Below are 20,746 nucleotides of genomic sequence, written 5' to 3'. Positions count from 1 at the left end.
CACCAGTTTTAACAAGTTGAACTTGATGTGCTTGGGGCACGTCCCTTTAGCCAGCCTTTAGATTGTGAAATCCCTACTGCGTCTTTGCCCCCATAAGCCCCAGATTGTAGACCAAAATGCTTTTCAAATTGAGCTACTGATCCGGTGTGAGGCAGAGAGGCCTCATGCGCAGACCTTGTGACTAGCTGCATGGTTGTTTTTCCTGTAGCTGGATCAAAATCGTCAAGGTGATGCCAAGTGAATTTCCCTTGCGCTTTCACATCAGCCTCTTTCAACCCTGCCTGTCTATATGCTTCTGTAAAATCTCGTCCTCGAGATCCTTGCATTTGAATAGACACAATGTTTTTTTGATTTCCTAATACCGGAAATAACTCTTTTGAACCCTCAAAGTTAACGCTTTTGAAAGCTAAACCCCAAGGATCGACCCAACTGGTGGAGTTAGGAGCATATTGATATAGATTAGTCCCACCGCTGAGCCCAATCGGATCCTGCGTAATAAACCGCCCCACCTCCGGATCGTAATACCGAAACGTGTTGTAGTGCAGCCCCGTCTCGTCGTCGAAATACTGCCCCTGAAACCGCAGATTCTGTTCGACGTCGTTGACGTCCAATCGCTCCAGCGAGCCTCACGCCTTGTACGTCGCTTGCCAGACGATCTGCCCTTCCCGGTCAGTCATCTCCAACGGCGTACCAATCTGGTCGGTATGAAAGTAGTAGAGCTTCTGTTCTTCTCCTTCGCTCTGATCGACTCTGGCTAAAGGTGCATAGCTCCCCGGCTCGTAAATGTACAGGCTGCTCTGCCCCGGACTTTCCTCGCGCAACAGGCGCAAGCCTTGCCACAGAAAATTCTTCTGTTCGGTAACCCCGTTGACCGCTGACACCTTGGCCACGCGACGCCCCAGGCTGTCGTAACGATAAGTGCCGCTGCTTTCCAGCTTGCCGTTCACCAACGTCTCGGCTTTGACCAGCCGATTCTCACCGTCATAGCTGAACGTCTGCAGCCGGTTCATGCCGCTACGCTTTTCAATCAGGTTGCCCCACGCATCGTAGGTGTACTCCTGATCCCGCCACTGCTTGAGCCGGTTGTCCTTCACATGATCAAACTGACTGGTGTTGAAGTTCAGCCGGTTCGCCGCCGCGTCGTAGCGGAACTCCTCACTGTCCACCAACTTGCCGGTATCACGGCTGTGCAACTGGCCGTTGGCTTCGTACTCGTACTTGATCTCGCCGAGCAGTTTGTCGAGGGTGCGGGTCAGTTCGCCGGCTGGGTCGTATTGATGACGGCGGTGGATCGGGTAGGCGTGTTCTACAAGCAGTTCGGGCTGGATGCCGGGGTTGTGCAGTTGCGAGAGTTTTTCCGTCGGCAGGCGCGAGGCGAACTGCCAGCTCTTGCGGCCCATCGCGTCGTAGCCGAAGCAGCTGGTGAGCGTGCCTTGGGCGCGTAGGACGTCGTCACGCTCGATGTCGCTGATGAGCTGGCCGTCGAGGTTGAGTTGGCTGCGACTTTACTCTAACGAATCTATTCAGTAGCAAAATTCACCTCACGTCCCGCCCCTGTATCTGGTGGCCTATCAGGTCGTGGGTGAATTAGATTTTTTCTTAGACATTGCCAGATTGTTGTTAACCGGTTGACTTTCAGCAGCCGATCCGTATCGCCAAAAGCTAACAGGGAAATTCACCTTTGCGGTACAAATCAAGTAACTTCGCTATCCATTCACTCACATGTCCTTTTGCTATGGCCTCCCCAATCATTCCGATATCATCAGACACATAGCTTGCGGCTTCGGAATTTTGCGTTAGACGGAACACTTTCTTGAAAGAAAACTCTCTTAACGCTGAAATTTCCATTTCATCAGTAGGGATTTTATAGTCTAGTTTCTTCAAATACTCATTACTTTCAACCCACGACGCATCAAACTCCCCCCTATCTCTTTGGTCTAACGCCTCGTCCCAGTCTTTAACAGCCAAAGCAACCACTTCAAAAAAATTTTCTTCATGGATTAAAATCGATAGCTCTTTTATAGATTCAGTAGTCATCTCAAGCCACTCTCCCTCAGCCAGTTCTCAATAAGGTCTACTGCCGTACGCGGTGTCACGTTTTCGCCTAATACATGCGTTCCATTAGGTGAAACCACATCAACCTTTATATGATCCATATTTTCATATGCTTTTCTGTAAGCCGCAAACAATTCATCATCTGTTCCTGAAAAATCACCTTGGCGGGGTCCGATATGAGGTCGCTCAGCTTCATGCAAAAGCCAATGTGAATGCTCTGGATTTTTTCCACGTGGAAATATGGTGGGTCTAGTCTTATCAGATCTTGCAATCTCAAATGGTCGACCTACTGACTTTCTCACAGCGGGGACATGGTGCCCCGATTTACTGACTCCCATACCCTTTGTTTCACACCACCCCCACGGGTCGATCCTAGAAAAAGGATTCGACAAATAACCATAAAGATTGTGCCCACCCAACAACCCAATCGGATCCTGCGTAACAAACCGCCCCACCTCCGGATCGTAATACCGAAACGTGTTGTAGTGCAGCCCTGTCTCGTCGTCGAAATACTGCCCCTGAAACCGCAGGTTCTGTTCGACCTCATTCACTTCAAGCTTTTCTAACGAGCCCCACGCCTTGTACGTCACCTGCTAGACGATTTGCCCTTCCCGGTCAGTCATCTCCAGCGGCGTACCAATCTGATCGGTGTGGAAGTAGTAAAGCTTCTGCTCCCCGCCCTCAGCCTCATCCACCCGCGCCAACGGCGCATAACTACCCGGCTCGTAAACGTACAGGCTGCTCTGCCCCGGCGTTTCCTCGCGCAGCATACGCAAACCTTGCCACAGGAAATTCTTCTGTTCGGCGACGCCGTTGACCGCTGACACCTTGGCCACACGACGCCCTAGGCTGTCGTAACGATAAGCGCCTGTACTTTCCAGCTTGCCGTTGACCAACGTCTCAGCCGCTGAGAGCTCTCTATTAGTCTCCACCACAGTATAATTGATGCACTTAGATTGCAGACCTAACTTGTAACTATTGGCATATCGCGACCAATATCAGCATGAGGAGTATATTGCGTATAGAACCCTCAAACATCACCCATAATATAAATATAGTTCACATCTAATAGGAAGGAACTAACTTTCCAATCGCTCCCGATACCACATCAAACGTAAATCTAAAGTCCTGATTATTTATATTAACAAAAAAACACAGCTGCCCTGACACATAATAAACATCAGAATAAATTCCTCCACCAACGATGGATTTAGCGATCACCCCGACATCCCACATTACGTCTCCGTCAGGTTTAATAATCAGCGCCTTGTTTTCTTTAAGATTAAATGGAGAAATAACCACAGCGATACCAACGCTCCCCAGCAATAGTTTTGGGATGAGCTTTTCTAAACTTTCAACTTTATACGGGCACCCCAAAAACGACCATGAAACTCCCGTTGGAAGCAATTCCCAGACGCTTAACCCCTGAGGATTGGCGTCGCGATCATACGACCCGAGATTGTCGATTACCATAAAATCCTGGATACAACCCATTTAACCTCCACAACCACTAGAATGTATTGATCTCGGTTTCCCCACCGGCTTCATTTTAGCTCTATCCTGATAATTTAATATCTGAATTTGACTTCCTCCACCAGGATAGATTCTTCCTCCAGAAGTTTGCGGCCCAACTGGACCAACTTGAACATGAACACCTTCTGGAATATGAAATTTTTGTACATGTGATATATCCGGTTTAAATTCCGGAATTACGGCCAACTGATTCCTAACATAATCCACATTGGGTATGTGGTCCAAGGTCGCCCACCCACCCGGCTTCGTCTGTCCAGGGGACATGGCCATCTCAACCACAATCCCTCCTTTTGGTACAGGGAAAGACTCTAGTCGAGCTCCTGCTCCCCAAGGATCCAATGATGTTGGTGCGGGCAACGCCAACGGGCTTAGACCAAATGGGTCAATATAGGTAAACGGATTACTAACATAGCTATAAAGGTTTACCCCACCCAACAACCCAATCGGATCCTGCGTAATAAACCGCCCCACCTCCGGATCGTAATACCGAAAGGTGTTGTAGTGCAGCCCCGTCTCGTCGTCGAAATACTGTCCCTGAAACCGTAGATTCTGCTCGACTTCATTGACATCCAATCGCTCCAGCGAGCCCCACGCCTTGTACGTCGCCTGCCAGACGATCTGCCCTTCCCGGTCAGTCATCTCCAGCGGCGTACCAATCTGATCGGTATGGAAATAGTAGAGTTTCTGCTCCTCGCCTTCGGCCTGATCCACCCGCGCCAACGGCGCATAACTACCCGGCTCGTAAATGTACAGGCTGCTCTGCCCCGGACTTTCCTCGCGCAACAGGCGCAAGCCTTGCCACAGAAAATTCTTCTGTTCGGTAACCCCGTTGACCGCTGACACCTTGGCCACACGACGCCCCAGGCTGTCATAGCGATAGTCGCCGCTGCTTTCCAGCTTCCCGCCCACCAACGTTTCAGCCTTGACCAGTCGATTCTCACTGTCATAGCTGAACGTCTGCAGCCGGCTCATGCCACTACGCTTTTCAATCAGGTTGCCCCACGCATCGTAGGTATATTCCTGATCCCGCCACTGCTTGAGCCGGTTGTCCTTCACGTGATCAAACTGACTGGTGTTGAAGTTCAGCCGGTTCGCCGCCGCGTCGTAGCGGAACTCTTCACTGTCCACCAACTTGCCGGTATCACGGCTGTGCAACTGGCCGTTGGCTTCGTACTCGTACTTGATCTCGCCGCGCAGTTTGTCGAGGGTGCGGATGAGTTCGCCGGCGGGGTCGTATTGGTGACGGCGGTGGATCGGGTTGTAGGCGTGCTCCACCAGCAGTTCGGGCTGGATACCGGGGTTGTGCAGTTGCGAGAGTTTTTCCGCCGGCAGGCTCGAGGCGAACTGCCAGGCCTTGCGGTCCATGGCGTCGTAGCCGAAGCAACTGGTGAGCTGGCCTTGAGTGCGTAACACCTCGCGGTGCAGGTCATCGCGTTCCAGGTCGCTGATGAGCTGGCCGTCGAGGTTGAGCTTGTGCAGGTGCTGGCCGGTCGGCAGGGTCAGCGTGGTCAGGTTGCTGAGCTCGTCGTAGTTATAGGACAAGGCGCCTTGTGGTGTGGTCTCTTTGATCAGGCGTCCCAGCACGTCTTAGGAAAAATCGAGTTTCTCTTCGCTGACGCCGAGTTTTTTGCCGTGGGCGGTGGGCAGGCGCTCGATGGTCAGCAAGCGGTCTGCGTCGTCGTAGGTGTAGTCCTGACGGGCATCGGCGTTGAGTTTGGCCAACAGTCGGCCGATGCGGTCGCGCTCAAATTCCGTGGGGCGCTCTGGACGTTCGGTCCGTTCGCCGTAGCCGGTTTCCTCAACCTGAGTCAGATGCCCACCCACGTTGTAGGCGAAACGTCGGGTCAGGTTGTCGATGCGTTTTTCTTCAACCAACCGGTCGGACGCGTCATAGGCAAACTGGTAAGCCGCGTTGTTCTCGTTGACCAGCGCGGTCAGGCGAATGGCCCGGTCATATTCATAGCGGATGCGCTGGCCTTTGGCGTCCTGGCGGCTGCTCGGCAGGCCGCGGGCGGTGCGCAGCAGACGCGTGGTCTGGCCTTTGCCGTCGGTGTGCGTCAGCACCTGGCCGAGGGCGTTGTAGGTAAACGAGTCGGCGCTGCCGTCCGGGTGCTGGATACGCAGCACTTCGCCGTCGGGTTTGCGTTCCAGGGTGGTGGTCTGGTTCAAGGCATCGGTGACGGCGATCAGGTGATGGCGTTCGTCGAAGCGGTAATGGGTGTTTTTGCCCGAGCAATCCTGGAAACGTTCGACCTGGGCCAGGGTGTTCCACCACAGGTATTTTGACTTGTGCGTGGCGTCGATAATGGTGTGCGGCAGACCGTCGTCGCTGTTGAGGTATTCGGTTTTGTTGCCCAGCGCGTCGACTTCAGCGATGAGGTTGCCCTTGGCGTCGTAGCGGGCTTTCCAGGTGCTGCCGTGGGGCTAATCGACAAGGATGGTGAGAGTGGCAGAAAAATACTCACCGCCACTCCCAAACTCGAATTATTAAAGAACAAAATAGCGTAGCACGCACATATGAAAAAAACAGTCCAGCGCACACTACTATAGGCTACAACCACAAATTTCTTATACTGCAATCAACTTATAAAATCTTCAACTCGCACTCACTATGAGTCAAACCGAATTAGATGGTTGTACGCCTTCACTATCGCTTCATATTTAACAATTTTAACATCTGATAGAATTACCTCATTTCTCTTCTCAAGCTTCCCCTTCAGATCTGTTATTGAAAAACTTAATCCCAGCCCTTTCTTGATAGCTAGCACTTCTTGCGGAGTTGGTTTGTCGCTTGCAATAGCCACTATATTAAACGTAGCCGACAGATCAGTTTCCTCGCCAGAAATATTATCCATCAGTTCGTCAATCGAATGAAATATGACGGCATCACCTAAGAATGGATCACCAGAATCGATTAGATAGAAAACATCTGAAATAGCTTTATCAATTAAAATAAGTCTGCCTCCAGAGTCATCGCCTATCAAAACCTGCTCTGGAAAATTGATACCTACTTCATACGTTTGATTGCGTTCAACTATGTCATCTGTTGAGTACATCAAAACCTGATCATTAAGCAATGCACCGTCGTAGCGTGACCAAAATTTTACAATCCAGACGTCTCTATCTACTCCGAGCGTTTGGATAATGTCATTTACGGATTTCGCTGATGCGGCGTGTTTTGTTTCTGTATATTTTATAGTCATTTAAACGCCCCTAGCGAATCAAAATATTTGTATGACTTGCTTGCAGCTTTTTTAGCTGCATCAGGATTAACACCTGCATCAAGTAGCTCTTTGTATGCTGTTCCAAACTCCTCCTTGATAGTCCCACCAAACCCAGAGAGCCTACGCCTAGTTCGCTGAAGGGATGAAACAACAGCATGAGGCTCTCCAGAAGAACTTTTCAGAAGAACAGCAGGTGCATCATTTCTCTTGTATCCAGTAACGTTTCTTTTTGCCCACTCATCTTGTATAAAATGGTGCGACTGCACGAGTTTATCTTCCGAAATATTTTTGTGACCCGACGCTCTGTTAACACCGGGTGACAAGTTACCGTGAGCATCAACATCACCAGCCTTATAGCCGCCCGGACGATTGCAACTCCAGCCCCAAGGGTCGGTCCAGCCAGTAGAGTTTGGTGCATATTGGTATAGGTTATCCCCACCCACCAGTCCAATCGGATCCTGCGTAACAAACCGCCCCACCTCCGGATCGTAATACCGAAACGTGTTGTAGTGCAGCCCCGTCTCATCATCAAAATACTGCCCTTGGAACCTCAGGTTCTGCTCTACCTCATTCACCGCCAGCGTTTCGAGGGCGCCCCAGGCTTTGTACGTCGCCTGCCAGACGATCTGCCCTTCCCGGTCCGTCATCTCCAACGGCGTACCAATCTGGTCGGTGTGGAAGTAGTAAAGCGTCTGCTCTTCCCCTTCGCTTTGATCAACGCGGGCCAATGGCGCGTAGCTACCTGGCTCGTAGATGTACAGGCTGCTCTGCCCCGGCGTTTCCTCGCGCAACAGGCGCAAGCTTTGCCACAGAAAATGCTTCTGTTCGGTGACGCCGTTGACCGCTGACACCTTGGCCACACGCCGCCCCAGGCTGTCATAACGATAAGCGCCACTACTTTCCAGCTTGCCGTTGACCAACGTTTCAGCCTTGACCAGCCGATTCTCACCGTCATAACTGAACGTCTGCAGCCGGTTCATGCCGCTACGCTTTTCAATCAGGTTGCCCCACGCATCGTAGGCATATTCCTGATCCCGCCACTGCTTGAGCCGGTTGTCCTTCACGTGATCAAACTGGCTGGTGTTGAAGTTCAGCCGGTTCGCCGCCGCGTCGTAGCGGAACTCTTCACTGTCCACCAACTTGCCGGTGTCACGACTGTGCAATTGGCCGTTGGCTTCGTAGTCGTACTTGATCTCGCCGCGCAGTTTGTCGAGGGTGCGGATGAGTTCGCCGGCAGGATCGTATTGGTGACGGCGGTGAATCGGGTTGTAGGCGTGTTCTACCAACAGCTCAGGCTGGATGCCGGGATTGAGAATCTGCGAGAGTTTCTCTGCCGGCAACGTCGAGGCGAACTGCCAGGCCTTGCGGCCCATGGCGTCGTAGCCGAAGCAACTGGTGAGCTGGCCCTGGGTGCGCAGGACTTCGCGGTGCAGGTCGTCGCGTTCCATGTCGCTGATCAGTTGGCCGTCGAGGTTGAGCTGGTGCAGGTGGCCGCTGCCGTAATACAGGTGGTTCAGGTGTTGGCCGGTCGGCAGGGTCAGCGTGGTCAGGTTGCTGAGCGGATCGTAGTCGTAGGACAGAGCACCTTGCGGCGTGGTCTCTTTGATCAGGCGTCCCAGCAGGTCGTAGGAGAAATCGAGTGTCTCTTCACTGACGCCGAGTTTTTTGCCGTGGGCGGTGGGCAGGCGCTCGATGCTGAGCAAGCGGTCTGCGTCGTCGTAGGTGTAGTCCTGGCGGGCATCGGCGTTGAGTTTGGCCAACAGTCGGCCGATAGTGTCGCGCTCAAATTCCGAGGTGCGCCGTGGGCGTTCGGCGCGCTCGCCGTAGCCGATTTCGTCAACCCGCGTCAGGTGTCCGCCCAGGTTGTAGCTGAACCGGCGGGTCAAGTTGTCGATGCGTTTTTCTTCGATCAGGCGATCGGACGCGTCATAGGCAAACTGGTAAGCCGCGTTGTTCTCGTTGACCAGCGCGGTCAGGCGAATGGCCCGGTCATATTCGTAGCGGATGCGTTGGCCTTTGGCGTCCTGGCGGCTGCTCGGCAGGCCGCGAGCGGTGCGCAGTAGGCGCGTGGTCTGGCCTTTGCCGTCGGTGTGCGTCAGGACCTGGCCGAGGGCATTGTAGGTGAAGGACTCGGCGCTGCCGTCCGGGTGCTAGATGCGCAGCACTTCACCGCCGGGTTTGCGTTCAAGGGTTGTTGTCTGATTCAGCGCATCCGTAACGGCGACCAAATGCTGACGCTCGTCATAGCGGTAACACGTATTCTTGCCCGAGCAATCCTGAAACCGCTCGACCTGTGCCAACGCGTTCCACCACAGGTATTTGGATTTATGGGTAGCGTCGATGATGGTGTGCGGCAGACCGTCGTCGCTGTTGAGGTATTCGGTTTTGTGGCCCAGCGCGTCGACTTCGGCGATGAGGTTGCCCTTGGCGTCGTAGCGGGCTTTCCAAATTCTGTCCACTACACATAACTTATGGGAACTGCCGAACAAAGTTTAAAACGAGTAATAAACTATTGCCCATCATCGCCAGATGGGGGTACTTCCGGCGCCTGCTGCCATCGAGTGATTTTTTGATTGAAAACAGAATAATCAACCCACTCATAGCCTCTGAACTAGACACACTATCAATTATCCATCTGCCGCTCTACTTCCTTATCTGCGGCATCCAAAATGTTTATTACTATCGACGCATCAATTTCCCACATTTTCAAATTTTGATTTCCAGCATATTTCTCACCGAAAGGAATCTCGTAAAATCTTGCGCCCAAATTTTCCTCGTCAATAATTTTTAAAACCAACCTTATATCTTTCGATTTTTGCTGATAATCTCCTTCAAAAATCTCTAACTCGACCACAGGGTGACCGTGTATCCAAGAATCCCGCACGGACTGCAATGAAAGCCCTAGTGCTTTATGAAATTTTAAAAGAGCTTGCGGCGGCGCAACCTTCTCATCAAGCACAATTGCAATTATAGACATCAGAATTCCTCCGGAAATTTCGTGTTTAGCGGCTTGCCAAAGGAGTCATTTCTCCAGCTACCACCATGCCACCGTTCAAAGTGCTCAGTACGAGTTGCAGGGTAAATATTTTAGGATCACTAGCAAGCTGCGGATGGTCCAAAGCATTATATTTATGATGTCCTTGAATAGGCTCGTTATTAGATTTTGGGATTCTACTTGCCAATATATCCGTTTTTTGCTCAACAGACCAACTTCTTGTAGTCGGCTCGCCAAACTTTAATTTAGCACGCTCATCAGCCCAAAAACGAGAAACACCTTTTGCTCTTTTGTTTGCGAACCTCCTATCCCACTCCATCCGTTTATATTCGTTCTTGGTAAGAGTTCTGTTCTCCAGCTTCGCTTTCAAACTTACTCTCTGATTTTTGGTAACCGGCGAATGAGGAACCTTGTAAGATGGGACTTTGTCACCAACTTTACCCGGTCCTGCTCTGCTCTGAATTTTCACATTGCCAAAGTTCGACCCAACTCCCTGAACCTTAACCTCATACCGCGCATCAAACCACTTACCGCCCTTCGCACCCAGTCCGCCCCCCAAGAACGCACCGCCAAACGCCATCAACTTCTGCTCATCAGAGCCTTCACCAAACAACTTACCACCAGCCCAATTACCTCCAAGGCCACCTGCAACACCTCCTACCAACCCCGCGATGACAACTACCGGACTGGCCAGTACAAAAGCACTAGCCAAACCCACCACCAATACCGCCCGCTCAAGCCAGGCCGGCACTTCTGGACTAATGGCGTCTGTTGTCTCAGTACCTCCGCCGATAAACACGTTACCGGATCCGGCGCTGATCTTGGCGTCGCAAACTGTTCTGTCACCTACACGAGCAGCGGGCAGGCCGTTGATGTAAACCGAATCACTGCCCTGAGCCAAAATCTGAGGGGCAGACCCATGCTGGTCACACGTCGCGGTATCAACATGCGCTCTGGCCGCCGGCTTGCCATTGGTAAAGACATTCGCAGAGCCCGTCTTGATCTGTCCAGCATCATGGGTGGCAAAAGACAAACTGCCGAGCAATTGGCCGATGCCTGCACCGGTCGCCGCCCCCGCGCCAACCATCGCACACAGTGCAACTGCACCCAAGCCGCCTGTGCCGACGATGGCAATACCTACCAACACTGCACCAGCGCCAATAGCAAGCCCGGCTAGCAGCCCACCTAATGCGCTCGAATGCTCAATCGGGTCATCCATGCGCGCCGCGGCTTCGCTCATGAAGGCAGAACCTCGTCGACGATCTCCTCCATGTCGATTTCAGGTGGGGAGCGCAACTCAAGCGTCTCAACCAATGCGTCAAACTGACGGCGCTCTTCGGAAGTCATGCCTTTCGGGTTGTTGCTGGTCCCCGTTATTTGCATGAGCAATGGCTGTTGATGTTCATCTTGATGCAAAAAAATCAATTGCAGCTGATGAACTGGTTGCCCCTGTTGCCTCCAGCGAAATTCGACACGCCGCGCATCTACGCCCGCGACCTTTACTGGTGTAACCGGTTCGATCCATTCGACATGCGACAAGGACTTTTTCAGTTCACCCAGTAATTGTTGGGCCATGGTCTCAAGATCGGAGCCTAATTCAACTTGTGAACGCCCAACCACCAAAGAAAAAGGGCTTGGCCCTATGTCCGTCAGAGTGAATACGTGAAAAGTTTTGTCTTTGAGATTGGTCGGTCGAACAAAACTCAACTCATTGGTATGAAAACGCTCAGGAGGCGGTGGCACCGCATCAGCAATCTCCTGCTCGACACGCGCTTGCTCTTGCTCTCGAATACGCCGTTCAGAAAGGCGGTCGTAAATATTCCGGCGCATACGGGAATTCCTTGTCCGTAGGAGTTGTTAGTTAAGGTTGATTTTCGTGCTGCCAACAACGTCGATGTTCACGCCAGATAGCGTGATGGTGCCATCCGATTTCATGACCAATTTGCTGGCACCCACTTCGAGCGTGATCGATGTCGCTGCACTGATCTTTACTTCACCGCTATCAACGGTGACGTAATAGGAGCCTTCCTTAACCGCGATACTGGTTTCAAGCTTGATCGTCTCGGTGTGTTTCCCGTCGACTTTGATTTCGCGATTGCCACCGACCGTGTGGCTTTCGTCAGCCTCAATCTCGGTATCCAGGTTACGTTCGGCGTGAAGGCTAACTTGCTCGGCACCTGTCTTGTCTTCAAAGCGGAAAAAGTTGGCATTGGCGCCCTTCCCTTTAACCGACCGCGTCAAAAACCCCCTCTGCGTCTTGTTCGCCGGCAGCGACCACGGCGGCGTGTTCTGGCTGTTGTAGAGGCTGCCCATGATCAACGGACGATCAGGGTTGCCGTCCAGAAAGACCACGACAACTTCATCGCCAACCCGGGGAATGAGGATGCTGCCGAAGCCGCCGCTGGCTTCGGATTGGGCCACGCGGACCCAGCACGAACTCTTGTCGTTGTGCTCACCTTTGCGGTCCCAGTGGAACTGCACTTTCACGCGGCCGAGTTCGTCGGTGAAGATTTCCTCGCCCGGCGGGCCGACAACGATGGCGGTCTGCGGGCCGGAAATGGTCGGGCGTGGTGTGGTCAGTTGAAGGCGGAACACGATCTTTTTGCGCACGCAGGAGAAGGTGTTGTAGTAACTCGCCGGGTACCCGTTGAGGTAGTTGTTGTGGCCTTCGCTTTCGACGCTCATCAGCAGGAACTGGCGATCGTCGGGTGAGCCTTGATCGTGGTCGTAATGCTGCAGCAGTTCGAAGGTGTAGCCGGGTTTCATCGCGCGGCAGTTGCTGGCGCCTTGAAAGCTTTTGCCTTTCAGCTCCAGCGCTTCAACGCGCAACCGGACCAGCGCCTCGCCTTCGTCGTACGTGCCGTGGGTGTACTGGCCGGGGAAGTCGTAGATCTCGAAATCTTCGACATCGCCCTGCTTGTTCAGGCTCTTCATAGTGACCGGCAAGCGATTGGTCGGCTGACGGTAATCGAAGGTCTGGACAGCGATCTTTCCGGACTGCAATTGGCGATTACCGCTCCATTGGGTAATGGAGTCGGCTGTTTAGGTCGCCGAGCCGGTCGGAAGCCAGCGTCGTAAAGTCACGAGCGTCGCATATCTACTCAACTCATCACAAACTCGTCTAAATGGGTTTTTAATACATCCTTGGACATAGCAATCTCATCTTCCCTGTTCAGGATAAGAATAAATTCGCTTTTTGCAGGAGATAAAACCTCTACGACCTCACCCTTATAGTTCTCTAACTCAATAAAGCCGTTAGAAACACCTTCAAGATTGTCAACCTCTTGAAGCAGAGTCAAATATTTGACCAGAACACCGCTTTCGTCGGCGCCTGCGCCAGTTTTAGGATTGTCAAAATAAACTTTAACTCTAGGACGGATCGTGCGCTTCCAATCGAGAACAGGCACAAAATGTACACGCATACTCATAAACTCTTCAACGCTTTCCTCGCCAGAAAACTCACAACGGAAAATAGGAACACACCAATAGAGATCACCTCGATCTATACCTGCATCCTTCATATACCCATGGTAATTTTGTGGAAAAACAATTATATGAGTAAACAAACTAGAAGAGTGCCCACCAGCGTTGATCGGGAATATTAACGGTTTATCTGTTAAAGAAAGGACAGGAACTGAGTCAACAATAATTTCCGCCAATGCGTCATCGATAACGTCCTGAGAGATAACGAGTAATTTAGAATTATCTTCTCGCGCTTTTAGCCAGTAGTTAATCACATATGTTTTGGTTTCATGCTGAACAAAAAACATATCATGACTTTTCTTCACTACATCACCATACTCATCTTCAAGCAGATCTTTAATACTCATAAGCCCTCCATCACTCATAATTTGAACCGATATCTATGCAAAAAGCAATTAAGGCATACGCAGCGCACAAATTACCTTCTCTGGCGGAATATTACCAACGACTGATCCTTACTAATTTAGTACCCTAAAAACTTCATTTTCAGCACCACCTTGTGCATCGTATCTTATATCAACTATTAAGCTGCCGCTCCACTTCTTCATCAGCAACATCCAATATACCAACTAATAGCCGAGCATCAATCTCCCATGTCTTTAATTTCTGATTACCAAAATGTTGCTCACCGAACGGAAGTTCGTAAAACCTCGCGCTTAAATTTTCTCCCTGGATAATTTTCAGCAACAATCTTATATCTTTCGATTTTTGCTGATAGTCACCTTCAAAAATTTCCACCTCAACGATCGGACGGCCGCTAATCCAAGAGTCGCGCAGGGACTGCAAGGAAATACTTAGGGCTTGATGGAATTTTAAAAGAGCTTGCGGTTGAGCTACCTTTCCATCAAGCACGATTGCAATTACGGACATCAGAATTCCTCCGGGAATTTTACATTTAATAGCTCTCGTCAAGCCTTCTAAAAAACGTTCGTTATCAGTGCGACATCTAATTTTTTATCCATTGCTAAATGACACAGTACTGCTACAGCAAAAGCTTACACACAAAGCGAATACAACCGCCCACGAACATAACTTCGACCTCATCAGAACAAACAAAATCTTTAACTACCTAGCATTACTTATTGAGAAATCCTGAAACCTCAAGCTCGCTCAATTATCAAATCAAGCATGAACCCCAACAAACCATCAAACGTATCAAACTCCTCAAAAACGTTATCAATAGCTTGTTTATCTCCAACTTGATAACTATCATTTGCAACATCCAAAACATACTCATCTTGGTCACTTTCGCCAAAAACCAAGAACGCTTCCATAAACTCAAGATCTCGAGAAATTAAATTTTTGCTCTATAAAGGCGTGACTAAAACCATCGCTATCCGAATACTTATGCGGCCGACTCGAATATATAAAAACACCGCTATAAACCAACCCGTCATGTGCTTTCAAAAATTCCAGATATTGCTCAGGCACACTTTGAAAAAGCGTATCCTTAGCTTCTGAAACAAGGCCTATTATATCTTCATCCCGTGCGGGCTCGCCAAGAAACATGTCTGCCTCATCAAGCTGCTGCCGCAGCCCCACAATCTTATTTTCAACTTCAGGATTCATCTTTACATTCCTGGAGGAGGATAAAATCACCACCGACTGTATCTTCTCCTGCGCCAATAAATACCTGCCCCGATGGAAATCCAAGATATAGAGCCCCAAAGCCATCTGTTATGTCTTCGACGATAATTACCCTATAACTACCGTCTTGTCCCACACCCAAAAAAGCTATGTTCCCATCATTTATCTCTTGAACTTCATCCTTGATAAGGCTCCACCAGTCCGGCGCATAATAGATCCTGCGCCTAATAACTGCGAGATCAAATACTGCGATGGTTGCGGTATCTGTACTGATAGAAAATTCTTGAATCATAACAGATCTCAATCAAAAATTATTAAACTAAGCCTAACCCTACTGATGATGCATTAGAAAAACCATTATCTAAATATCTTCAATAAAATCTGGAGCACCAGATACGCATCCAACAACTAAATCGTAAAACTCAGTGAAGCTTCCAGAGATAAGAAATAAATTCCCAAAATCATTCTGTACTGGAATGTCAAAATTATTTGTTGAACTGGATTCATGGAGATGAGTTCTATCCCAATAATAAACCCCTTGCTCCCCCCGCCTGCCAATCATCACGTAGGGATTTCCTCCTCCATCCTCACCAATAGCTACAGCCTCCTCGAAGATATCGAGTTCATCAATAAATTCCTTATTAAAACAAACCACATCGTTGCATTCTTCTTCAGGCAAGAGCCCAAAAAAACGATCAAAATTTATAGTGCCCTCATCAATAGTGCTTAATGGTATCTTCACGTAGTCAGGAGCTGTTAAGTAAAAGCCGTTCATTCCAGACAGGAACTTTCTATACTCAACTGAGAAAACCCTATTAAGTTCCATCTCAATATAATCAACCTCTGCTGACTTCAAACCTGGCTGATATACTATTGGCATATCTGGACCTACCTCAGCATGTGGGCTTCAGTGCCATACTCGGCTTCCTCAACTTCGAAAGCGTTCAGTCAAAGCAAAATTCCAATCATCTGTTGTAGCATGACTTGAAAGCACCGGAAGCCTCTCAACAGGGTTGAACTCCAACTCATAACCTAGTGAAAAAAATGGATCACTCAAACCCTTAAAACCGCAAATACTCAATGCATAAGAGCCACTCAGCACATCTAAATAATCATTATTTCCAAGACTTTCATCGCACGTGTTTCTATAGTCTATAAAAAAATCACGATCCCAATCCATCAAGGCATTTAAATCAGCAACAACAATCAAGCCAGAAACAACTGTTAGAGGGATGCCCGAATAACAAAATGCTTTCTCTGCAGTATTAAAGCTCGAATCCGGGCCTCCTCCTTTTAGAAAAATGCTGTATTCCATTTCAGGGATTTGATAGAGAGGGAAAATCACCCCATTTTCTACTGCGCTTAGTCCAACCTCTTCATTATTAAGAAAATAATCGAATAAATCACTAGACTCTATGCCATTGTTTTTAACAAAAGCATTTAATGCGACCGGGTCAAAAATAGCAATTCCAGGCTCAAATATTTCAATTTTTGCTATACTTTTCATCCACAACCTCCTGCCGCCTTCAGATTAGACCCCTTACCAATAGACTTATTCAGCGCCTCACCCACAGTAACATTTTTAGCAAGAACTTCGCCTGTTCTAGGTATTTTCAGCGTGCCTTTTTGAGGGGATTTTTCATAAGCTTTATTTAGCTTGCCTATTAACTCTTCAGGAGTGCCAGTAAACTTCTTATTGAAAGGCACACCTTCTTTTTTAATTGCGTCATGAAAATCCTTGTGAAGAGTGTCTGAACCGTCCACTTCATTCGGAAACCATGATGGCGAGTCAAGCTTCGTGCCTAATTCTGGGAATCCACGGGTATTAGCATACGCACGGGGAAAAGGATGATGCCCCATTCCATCAGACTTAGGCGGCTTCCAAAAAGCCATCCAGCCCCAGGGATCAATCCATCCGTAAGGATTTGGCGCATAGTGATATAGATTAGTCCCACCGCTGAGCCCAATCGGATCCTGCGTAACAAACCGCCCCTCCTCCGGATCGTAATACCGAAACGTGTTGTAGTGCAGCCCCGTTTCGTCGTCGAGATACTGCCCCTGAAACCGCAGATTCTGTTCGACTTCGTTCACTTCCAGCTTTTCTACCGAGCCCCATGCCTTGTATGTCGCCTGCCAGACAATCCGCCCCTCACGGTGCGTCATCTCCAGCGGAGTACCAATCTGGTCGGTATGGAAGTAGTAGAACTGCTCAGTAAAATCATCTGTAGTTTAGCATTCGGCGTATCCGGATAGACGCGCCGACGCGCTCTAATATCACGTATCGCGCGCCAGCACATCTCATGTACCAGTGAAGAGTAGACCTGCTTTAAAATTCATACAAATACAAAAGCGACAGGTATTCAAACCCGCCGCAACAAGGAATTATTGAATAAACCTGCCCCTTCACCCCTGTAACTTTATTTAAGTCACCTCATAAAAATCATCATTTTCAAGGTAATAGTTTATTGCACGAATATAGTCATTAGCGTTTGACTTCGAGTTATTTTTTCTTTGCAAATCAATGACACTCTGAAATATCTCCACATCAAAAAAATAGCTAGCACCATATTTATTGGCCAATACCGGGTTGCCACGCTCATCTAAATCTTCAAGCTCATCATCGCCTAGCAATAATAATATTTCAGTATTACTAGGATCTTCAGCCCAGCCACTTTTACTCGAATATAACGTCCCGAACTTGTCCAGATCGTCAACTTCAGCAAGGAGAGAGTTTAAATTTTTATATCTAATCATAATTAAATTCCTCTATTTATCTGCAAGAACTTCCGCCGCCCCAGCCCTTACGGCCACCAACACCTTTCGCATGATAATCCGTATGTCGTGATTTATGATCCTTCATGTCGACCAGCTGTAGGAGACCTCCAACTTGGCCATGATGGTGCCATGTAGTTCCAGGGAAAGCTTTTCCTCGGAAGGTTCCTCGTGTAGTAGGCGAGACGTGGGATTCAATTCCGGGATATTTCCCCTCTAGGTGAGACCTTAGGGTCGGGTCATTTTTCATCGCATAGTGAAGCTGTCTATTCGATTCACTAAAGTGCACAGGGTCCGACAACCTATACATTTCACGTGTAGGTAATCTTGCTTCAAAAAATACGTCGTACACCCCAGGATTTGAGCTTGCAAGACCCAAAACATCAGTCCATCCAATAGGATTCTCTACATATCTGTAGAGATTATCCCCCCCGAACAACCCAATCGGATCCTGCGTAACAAACCGCCCCACCTCCGGATCGTAATACCGAAACGTGTTGTAGTGCAGCCCCGTCTCATCGTCGAAATACTGCCCCTGAAAGCGCAGATTCTGTTCGACTGCGTTGACGTCCAACCGCTCCAGCGAGCCCCACGCCTTGTATGTCGCTTGCCAGACGATCTGCCCTTCCCGGTCAGTCATCTCCAGCGGCGTACCAATCTGGTCGGTATGAAAGTAGTAGAGCTTCTGTTCTTCTCCTTCGCTCTGATCGACTCTGGCTAAAGGTGCATAGCTCCCCGGCTCGTAAATGTACAGGCTGCTCTGCCCCGGACTTTCCTCGCGCAACAGGCGCAAGCCTTGCCACAGAAAATGCTTCTGTTCGGTAACCCCGTTGACCGCTGACACCTTGGCCACCCGTCGTCCCAGGCTGTCGTAACGATAGGCCCCGGTACTTTCCAGCTTGCCGCCCACCAACGTCTCGGCCTTAACCAGCCGATTCTCACCGTCGTAACTGAACGTCTGCAGCCCGTTCATGCCGCTACGCTTTTCAATCAGGTTGCCCCACGCATCGTAGGTGTACTCCTGATCCCGCCACTGCTTGAGCCGGTTGTCTTTGACGTGATCGAACTGACTGGTGTTGAAGTTCAGCCGGTTCGCCGCCGCGTCGTAGCGGAACTCTTCACTGTCCACCAGCCTGCCCGTGTCACGGCTGTGCAGTTGGCCGTTGGCTTCGTACTCGTACTTGATCTCGCCGCGCAATTTGTCGAGGGTGCGGGTGAGTTCGCCGGCGGGGTCGTATTGATGACGGCGGTGGATCGGGTTGTAGGCGTGCTCCACCAGCAGGTCGGGCTGGATGCCGGGGTTGTGCAGTTGCGAGAGTTTTTCCGCCGGCAGGCGCGAGGCGAACTGCCAGGCCTTGCGGCCCATGGCGTCGTAGCCGAAGCAACTGGTGAGCTGGCCCTGGGTGCGCAGGACTTCGCGGTGCAGGTCGTCGCGTTCCATGTCGCTGATCAGTTGGCCGTCGAGGTTGAGTTGGTGCAGGTGGCCGCTGCCGTAATACAGGTGGTTCAGGTGCTGGCCGGTGGGCAGGGTCAGTGTGGTCAGGTTGCTCAGCGGATCGTAGTCGTAGGACAGAGCGCCTTGCGGCGTGGTCTCTTTGATCAGGCGTCCCAGCAGGTCGTAGGAGAAATCGAGTGTCTCTTCACTGACGCCGAGTTTTTTGCCGTGGGCGGTGGGCAGGCGCTCGATGGTGAGCAAGCGGTCTGCGTCGTCGTAGGTGTAAGCATGACGGGCATCGGCGTTGAGCTTGGCCAACAGTCGGCCGATGGGGTCGCGCTCAAATTCCGAGGTGCGCTGTGGGCGCTCGGCGCGCTCGCCGTAGCCGATTTCGTCAACCCGCGTCAGGTGCCCGCCCAGGTTGTAGCTGAACCGGCGGGTCAAGTTGTCGATGCGTTTTTCTTCGATCAGGCGATCGGACGCGTCGTAGGCAAACTGGTAAGCCGCGTTGTTCTCGTTGACCAGCGCGGTCAGGCGGATGGCCTGGTCGTATTCGTAGCGGATGCGCTGGCCTTTGGCGTCCTGGCGGCTGCTCGGCAGGCCGCGAGCGGTGCGCAGCAGGCGCGTGGTCTGGCCTTTGCCGTCGGTGTGCGTCAGCACCTGGCCGAGGGCGTTGTAGGTAAACGACTCGGCGCTGCCGTCCGGGTGCTGGATGCGCAGCACTTCGCCGTCGGGTTTGCGTTCCAGGGTGGTAGTCTGGTTCAGGGCATCGGTGACGGCGATCAGGTGATGGCGTTCGTCGAAACGGTAGTGGGTGTTTTTACCCGAGCAATCCTGGAAACGTTCGACCTGGGCCAGGGTGTTCCACCACAGGTATTTTGACTTGTGCGTGGCGTCGATGATGGTGTGCGGCAGACCGTCGTCGCTGTTGAGGTATTCGGTTTTGTTGCCCAGCGCGTCGACTTCAGCGATGAGGTTGCCCTTGGCGTCGTAGCGGGCTTTCCAGGTGCTGCCGTCGAGGAAGGTGGTCTCGGTGACCAGCGTGGTGCTGAGGTGGTACTTGTATTTGATCTTGCGGCCCAGCGGGTCGGTTTCTTCGATCAAACGGGAAAAGTCATCGTACTTGAACGCCAGCTGATTGCCGTCGGGCAGCGTCAGGCCGGTCATGTTGCCAGCCTCATCAAGGTCGATGCCGTAGCGTTCACCGCCGACATCACGACTGGCGATGACGCGACGATCTTCGTTGTAGTGAATTTCCAGCTCACGTCCCAGCGCGTCAGTGGCCCAGGAAGTGCGCTGCTTGAAGTCGTAGCGCAAGTGATAGTGTTCGCCGTCGCTGGTCCAGTGCTCCACCACACGGGGTTGGTCATCAATGGTTTGCCAGCGGTAATGGCAGCTCAGACCCAGGGCATTGCTGTGGCTGGCCATGACGCCGTCGGCGTAGCTGAAGCGGCGGACCGAATCGTTATTGCGATTGATCACCTCGATGAGCTGGCCATTGTCGTCGTAGCGATATTGCACCAGGGTTTCGACGGCCAGGTTATCGACGATGCGTTTGACATCGGTCAGGCGACCCAACGGGTTGTCGTAGTGCAGGTGAACACGTACGCCGCCGGTGGCGCTGATGTCGGTCAGCGTGCCGTCGACCGTGCGGGTGAAATG

Annotated in this window: 18 protein-coding genes and 6 pseudogenes; 1 reads left to right on the top strand and 23 read right to left on the bottom strand. The window is 50.9% G+C overall.

The window, feature by feature from the left end:
- Nucleotides 1–8: 8 nt before the first annotated feature.
- The 6 genes and pseudogenes from HKK53_RS32475 to HKK53_RS00095 all read right to left on the bottom strand — a co-directional run.
- Nucleotides 9–326 (bottom strand): HNH endonuclease, encoded by a 318-nt coding sequence (locus HKK53_RS32475; protein WP_224791004.1) that lies wholly within the window; start codon nucleotides 324–326, stop codon nucleotides 9–11.
- Between the two features lie 81 nt (nucleotides 327–407).
- Nucleotides 408–1,496, bottom strand: a pseudogene (locus HKK53_RS32450) (RHS repeat domain-containing protein); the annotation flags it as partial.
- A 166-nt stretch (nucleotides 1,497–1,662) separates the two neighbouring features.
- Nucleotides 1,663–2,037: a hypothetical protein gene (locus tag HKK53_RS00115; RefSeq protein ID WP_169368763.1), complete on the bottom strand. Its 375-nt coding sequence runs from the start codon at nucleotides 2,035–2,037 to the stop codon at nucleotides 1,663–1,665.
- A 364-nt stretch (nucleotides 2,038–2,401) separates the two neighbouring features.
- Nucleotides 2,402–2,969: pseudogene (locus tag HKK53_RS32470) on the bottom strand (RHS repeat domain-containing protein); the annotation flags it as partial.
- 151 nt (nucleotides 2,970–3,120) lie between these two features.
- Complete coding sequence (locus HKK53_RS00100; RefSeq protein ID WP_169368760.1) at nucleotides 3,121–3,549, bottom strand: hypothetical protein; 429 nt, start codon at nucleotides 3,547–3,549, stop codon at nucleotides 3,121–3,123.
- 405 nt (nucleotides 3,550–3,954) lie between these two features.
- Nucleotides 3,955–5,613: pseudogene (locus HKK53_RS00095) on the bottom strand (RHS repeat-associated core domain-containing protein); the annotation flags it as partial.
- Nucleotides 5,614–5,877: 264 nt separating this feature from the next.
- Here HKK53_RS00095 and HKK53_RS32890 point away from each other — a divergent pair.
- Complete coding sequence (locus HKK53_RS32890; protein WP_442962276.1) at nucleotides 5,878–6,096, top strand: hypothetical protein; 219 nt, start codon at nucleotides 5,878–5,880, stop codon at nucleotides 6,094–6,096.
- Nucleotides 6,097–6,197: 101 nt separating this feature from the next.
- On the opposite strand, the gene HKK53_RS00085 is transcribed toward HKK53_RS32890, so the two are convergent.
- The 17 genes and pseudogenes from HKK53_RS00085 to HKK53_RS00005 form a co-directional block, all read right to left on the bottom strand.
- Complete coding sequence (locus HKK53_RS00085) at nucleotides 6,198–6,791, bottom strand: SMI1/KNR4 family protein (RefSeq protein WP_169368759.1); 594 nt, start codon at nucleotides 6,789–6,791, stop codon at nucleotides 6,198–6,200.
- On the bottom strand, nucleotides 6,788–8,872 hold the full coding sequence (locus HKK53_RS00080; RefSeq protein WP_442962298.1) for an RHS repeat-associated core domain-containing protein: 2,085 nt from the start codon (nucleotides 8,870–8,872) through the stop codon (nucleotides 6,788–6,790). The genes HKK53_RS00085 and HKK53_RS00080 overlap by 4 nt, the downstream gene beginning before the upstream one ends.
- 90 nt (nucleotides 8,873–8,962) lie before the next feature.
- Nucleotides 8,963–9,271, bottom strand: coding sequence for a hypothetical protein (locus HKK53_RS32885; protein WP_169368757.1), 309 nt, complete (start codon nucleotides 9,269–9,271; stop codon nucleotides 8,963–8,965).
- Between the two features lie 164 nt (nucleotides 9,272–9,435).
- Nucleotides 9,436–9,789 (bottom strand): hypothetical protein, encoded by a 354-nt coding sequence (locus tag HKK53_RS00070; RefSeq protein WP_169368756.1) that lies wholly within the window; start codon nucleotides 9,787–9,789, stop codon nucleotides 9,436–9,438.
- Nucleotides 9,790–9,814: 25 nt separating this feature from the next.
- A complete protein-coding gene (locus tag HKK53_RS00065; protein ID WP_237150638.1) occupies nucleotides 9,815–11,047 on the bottom strand; it encodes a PAAR domain-containing protein in 1,233 nt (410 codons plus the stop codon).
- Nucleotides 11,044–11,637, bottom strand: a complete 594-nt coding sequence (locus HKK53_RS00060; protein ID WP_149658783.1) for a DcrB-related protein — start codon at nucleotides 11,635–11,637, stop codon at nucleotides 11,044–11,046. The genes HKK53_RS00065 and HKK53_RS00060 overlap by 4 nt, the downstream gene beginning before the upstream one ends.
- Nucleotides 11,638–11,664: 27 nt before the next feature.
- A pseudogene (gene tssI / locus HKK53_RS00055) lies at nucleotides 11,665–12,849 on the bottom strand (type VI secretion system tip protein TssI/VgrG); the annotation flags it as partial.
- 59 nt (nucleotides 12,850–12,908) lie between these two features.
- Nucleotides 12,909–13,637, bottom strand: coding sequence for a hypothetical protein (locus tag HKK53_RS00050; RefSeq protein WP_169368755.1), 729 nt, complete (start codon nucleotides 13,635–13,637; stop codon nucleotides 12,909–12,911).
- 169 nt (nucleotides 13,638–13,806) lie between these two features.
- Nucleotides 13,807–14,160 carry a hypothetical protein gene (locus HKK53_RS00045; protein WP_169368754.1) on the bottom strand — a complete coding sequence of 118 codons (354 nt, stop codon included), beginning with the start codon at nucleotides 14,158–14,160 and terminating at the stop codon, nucleotides 13,807–13,809.
- A 230-nt stretch (nucleotides 14,161–14,390) separates the two neighbouring features.
- On the bottom strand, nucleotides 14,391–14,564 hold the full coding sequence (locus HKK53_RS00040; RefSeq protein WP_169368753.1) for a hypothetical protein: 174 nt from the start codon (nucleotides 14,562–14,564) through the stop codon (nucleotides 14,391–14,393).
- 4 nt (nucleotides 14,565–14,568) lie between these two features.
- Complete coding sequence (locus tag HKK53_RS00035) at nucleotides 14,569–14,859, bottom strand: hypothetical protein (RefSeq protein ID WP_169368752.1); 291 nt, start codon at nucleotides 14,857–14,859, stop codon at nucleotides 14,569–14,571.
- Entirely contained in the window at nucleotides 14,849–15,169 is a 321-nt protein-coding gene (locus HKK53_RS00030) for a DUF6386 family protein (protein ID WP_169368751.1), read from the bottom strand. Before HKK53_RS00030 ends, HKK53_RS00035 begins: the two co-directional genes overlap by 11 nt.
- A gap of 69 nt (nucleotides 15,170–15,238) precedes the next feature.
- Entirely contained in the window at nucleotides 15,239–15,757 is a 519-nt protein-coding gene (locus tag HKK53_RS00025; protein ID WP_169368750.1) for an SMI1/KNR4 family protein, read from the bottom strand.
- A 48-nt stretch (nucleotides 15,758–15,805) separates the two neighbouring features.
- Nucleotides 15,806–16,384, bottom strand: a complete 579-nt coding sequence (locus HKK53_RS00020; RefSeq protein ID WP_169368749.1) for a hypothetical protein — start codon at nucleotides 16,382–16,384, stop codon at nucleotides 15,806–15,808.
- Nucleotides 16,381–17,085 (bottom strand): annotated as a pseudogene (locus HKK53_RS00015) (RHS repeat domain-containing protein); the annotation flags it as partial. The gene HKK53_RS00020 and the pseudogene HKK53_RS00015, both read right to left, overlap by 4 nt.
- Before the next feature lie 213 nt (nucleotides 17,086–17,298).
- Entirely contained in the window at nucleotides 17,299–17,631 is a 333-nt protein-coding gene (locus tag HKK53_RS00010) for a DUF7716 domain-containing protein (protein ID WP_169368748.1), read from the bottom strand.
- 385 nt (nucleotides 17,632–18,016) lie between these two features.
- A pseudogene (locus HKK53_RS00005) lies at nucleotides 18,017–20,746 on the bottom strand (RHS repeat-associated core domain-containing protein); the annotation flags it as partial.

Source organism: Pseudomonas sp. ADAK7 (assembly GCF_012935675.1).
Lineage (GTDB): Bacteria > Pseudomonadota > Gammaproteobacteria > Pseudomonadales > Pseudomonadaceae > Aquipseudomonas.
The sequence above is the reverse complement of the archived record's forward strand: the minus strand, read 5'-3'. Positions and strand labels throughout refer to the sequence as shown.

Coding starts and splice junctions, on each gene's coding strand:
- HKK53_RS32475 (WP_224791004.1), bottom strand. CDS start 326: ATGCAAGGATCTCGAGGACGAGATTTTACAGAAGCATATAGACAGGCA.
- HKK53_RS00115 (WP_169368763.1), bottom strand. CDS start 2,037: ATGACTACTGAATCTATAAAAGAGCTATCGATTTTAATCCATGAAGAA.
- HKK53_RS00100 (WP_169368760.1), bottom strand. CDS start 3,549: ATGGGTTGTATCCAGGATTTTATGGTAATCGACAATCTCGGGTCGTAT.
- HKK53_RS00085 (WP_169368759.1), bottom strand. CDS start 6,791: ATGACTATAAAATATACAGAAACAAAACACGCCGCATCAGCGAAATCC.
- HKK53_RS00070 (WP_169368756.1), bottom strand. CDS start 9,789: ATGTCTATAATTGCAATTGTGCTTGATGAGAAGGTTGCGCCGCCGCAA.
- HKK53_RS00065 (WP_237150638.1), bottom strand. CDS start 11,047: ATGAGCGAAGCCGCGGCGCGCATGGATGACCCGATTGAGCATTCGAGC.
- HKK53_RS00060 (WP_149658783.1), bottom strand. CDS start 11,637: ATGCGCCGGAATATTTACGACCGCCTTTCTGAACGGCGTATTCGAGAG.
- HKK53_RS00050 (WP_169368755.1), bottom strand. CDS start 13,637: ATGAGTATTAAAGATCTGCTTGAAGATGAGTATGGTGATGTAGTGAAG.
- HKK53_RS00045 (WP_169368754.1), bottom strand. CDS start 14,160: ATGTCCGTAATTGCAATCGTGCTTGATGGAAAGGTAGCTCAACCGCAA.
- HKK53_RS00040 (WP_169368753.1), bottom strand. CDS start 14,564: ATGGAAGCGTTCTTGGTTTTTGGCGAAAGTGACCAAGATGAGTATGTT.
- HKK53_RS00035 (WP_169368752.1), bottom strand. CDS start 14,859: ATGAATCCTGAAGTTGAAAATAAGATTGTGGGGCTGCGGCAGCAGCTT.
- HKK53_RS00030 (WP_169368751.1), bottom strand. CDS start 15,169: ATGATTCAAGAATTTTCTATCAGTACAGATACCGCAACCATCGCAGTA.
- HKK53_RS00025 (WP_169368750.1), bottom strand. CDS start 15,757: ATGCCAATAGTATATCAGCCAGGTTTGAAGTCAGCAGAGGTTGATTAT.
- HKK53_RS00020 (WP_169368749.1), bottom strand. CDS start 16,384: ATGAAAAGTATAGCAAAAATTGAAATATTTGAGCCTGGAATTGCTATT.
- HKK53_RS00010 (WP_169368748.1), bottom strand. CDS start 17,631: ATGATTAGATATAAAAATTTAAACTCTCTCCTTGCTGAAGTTGACGAT.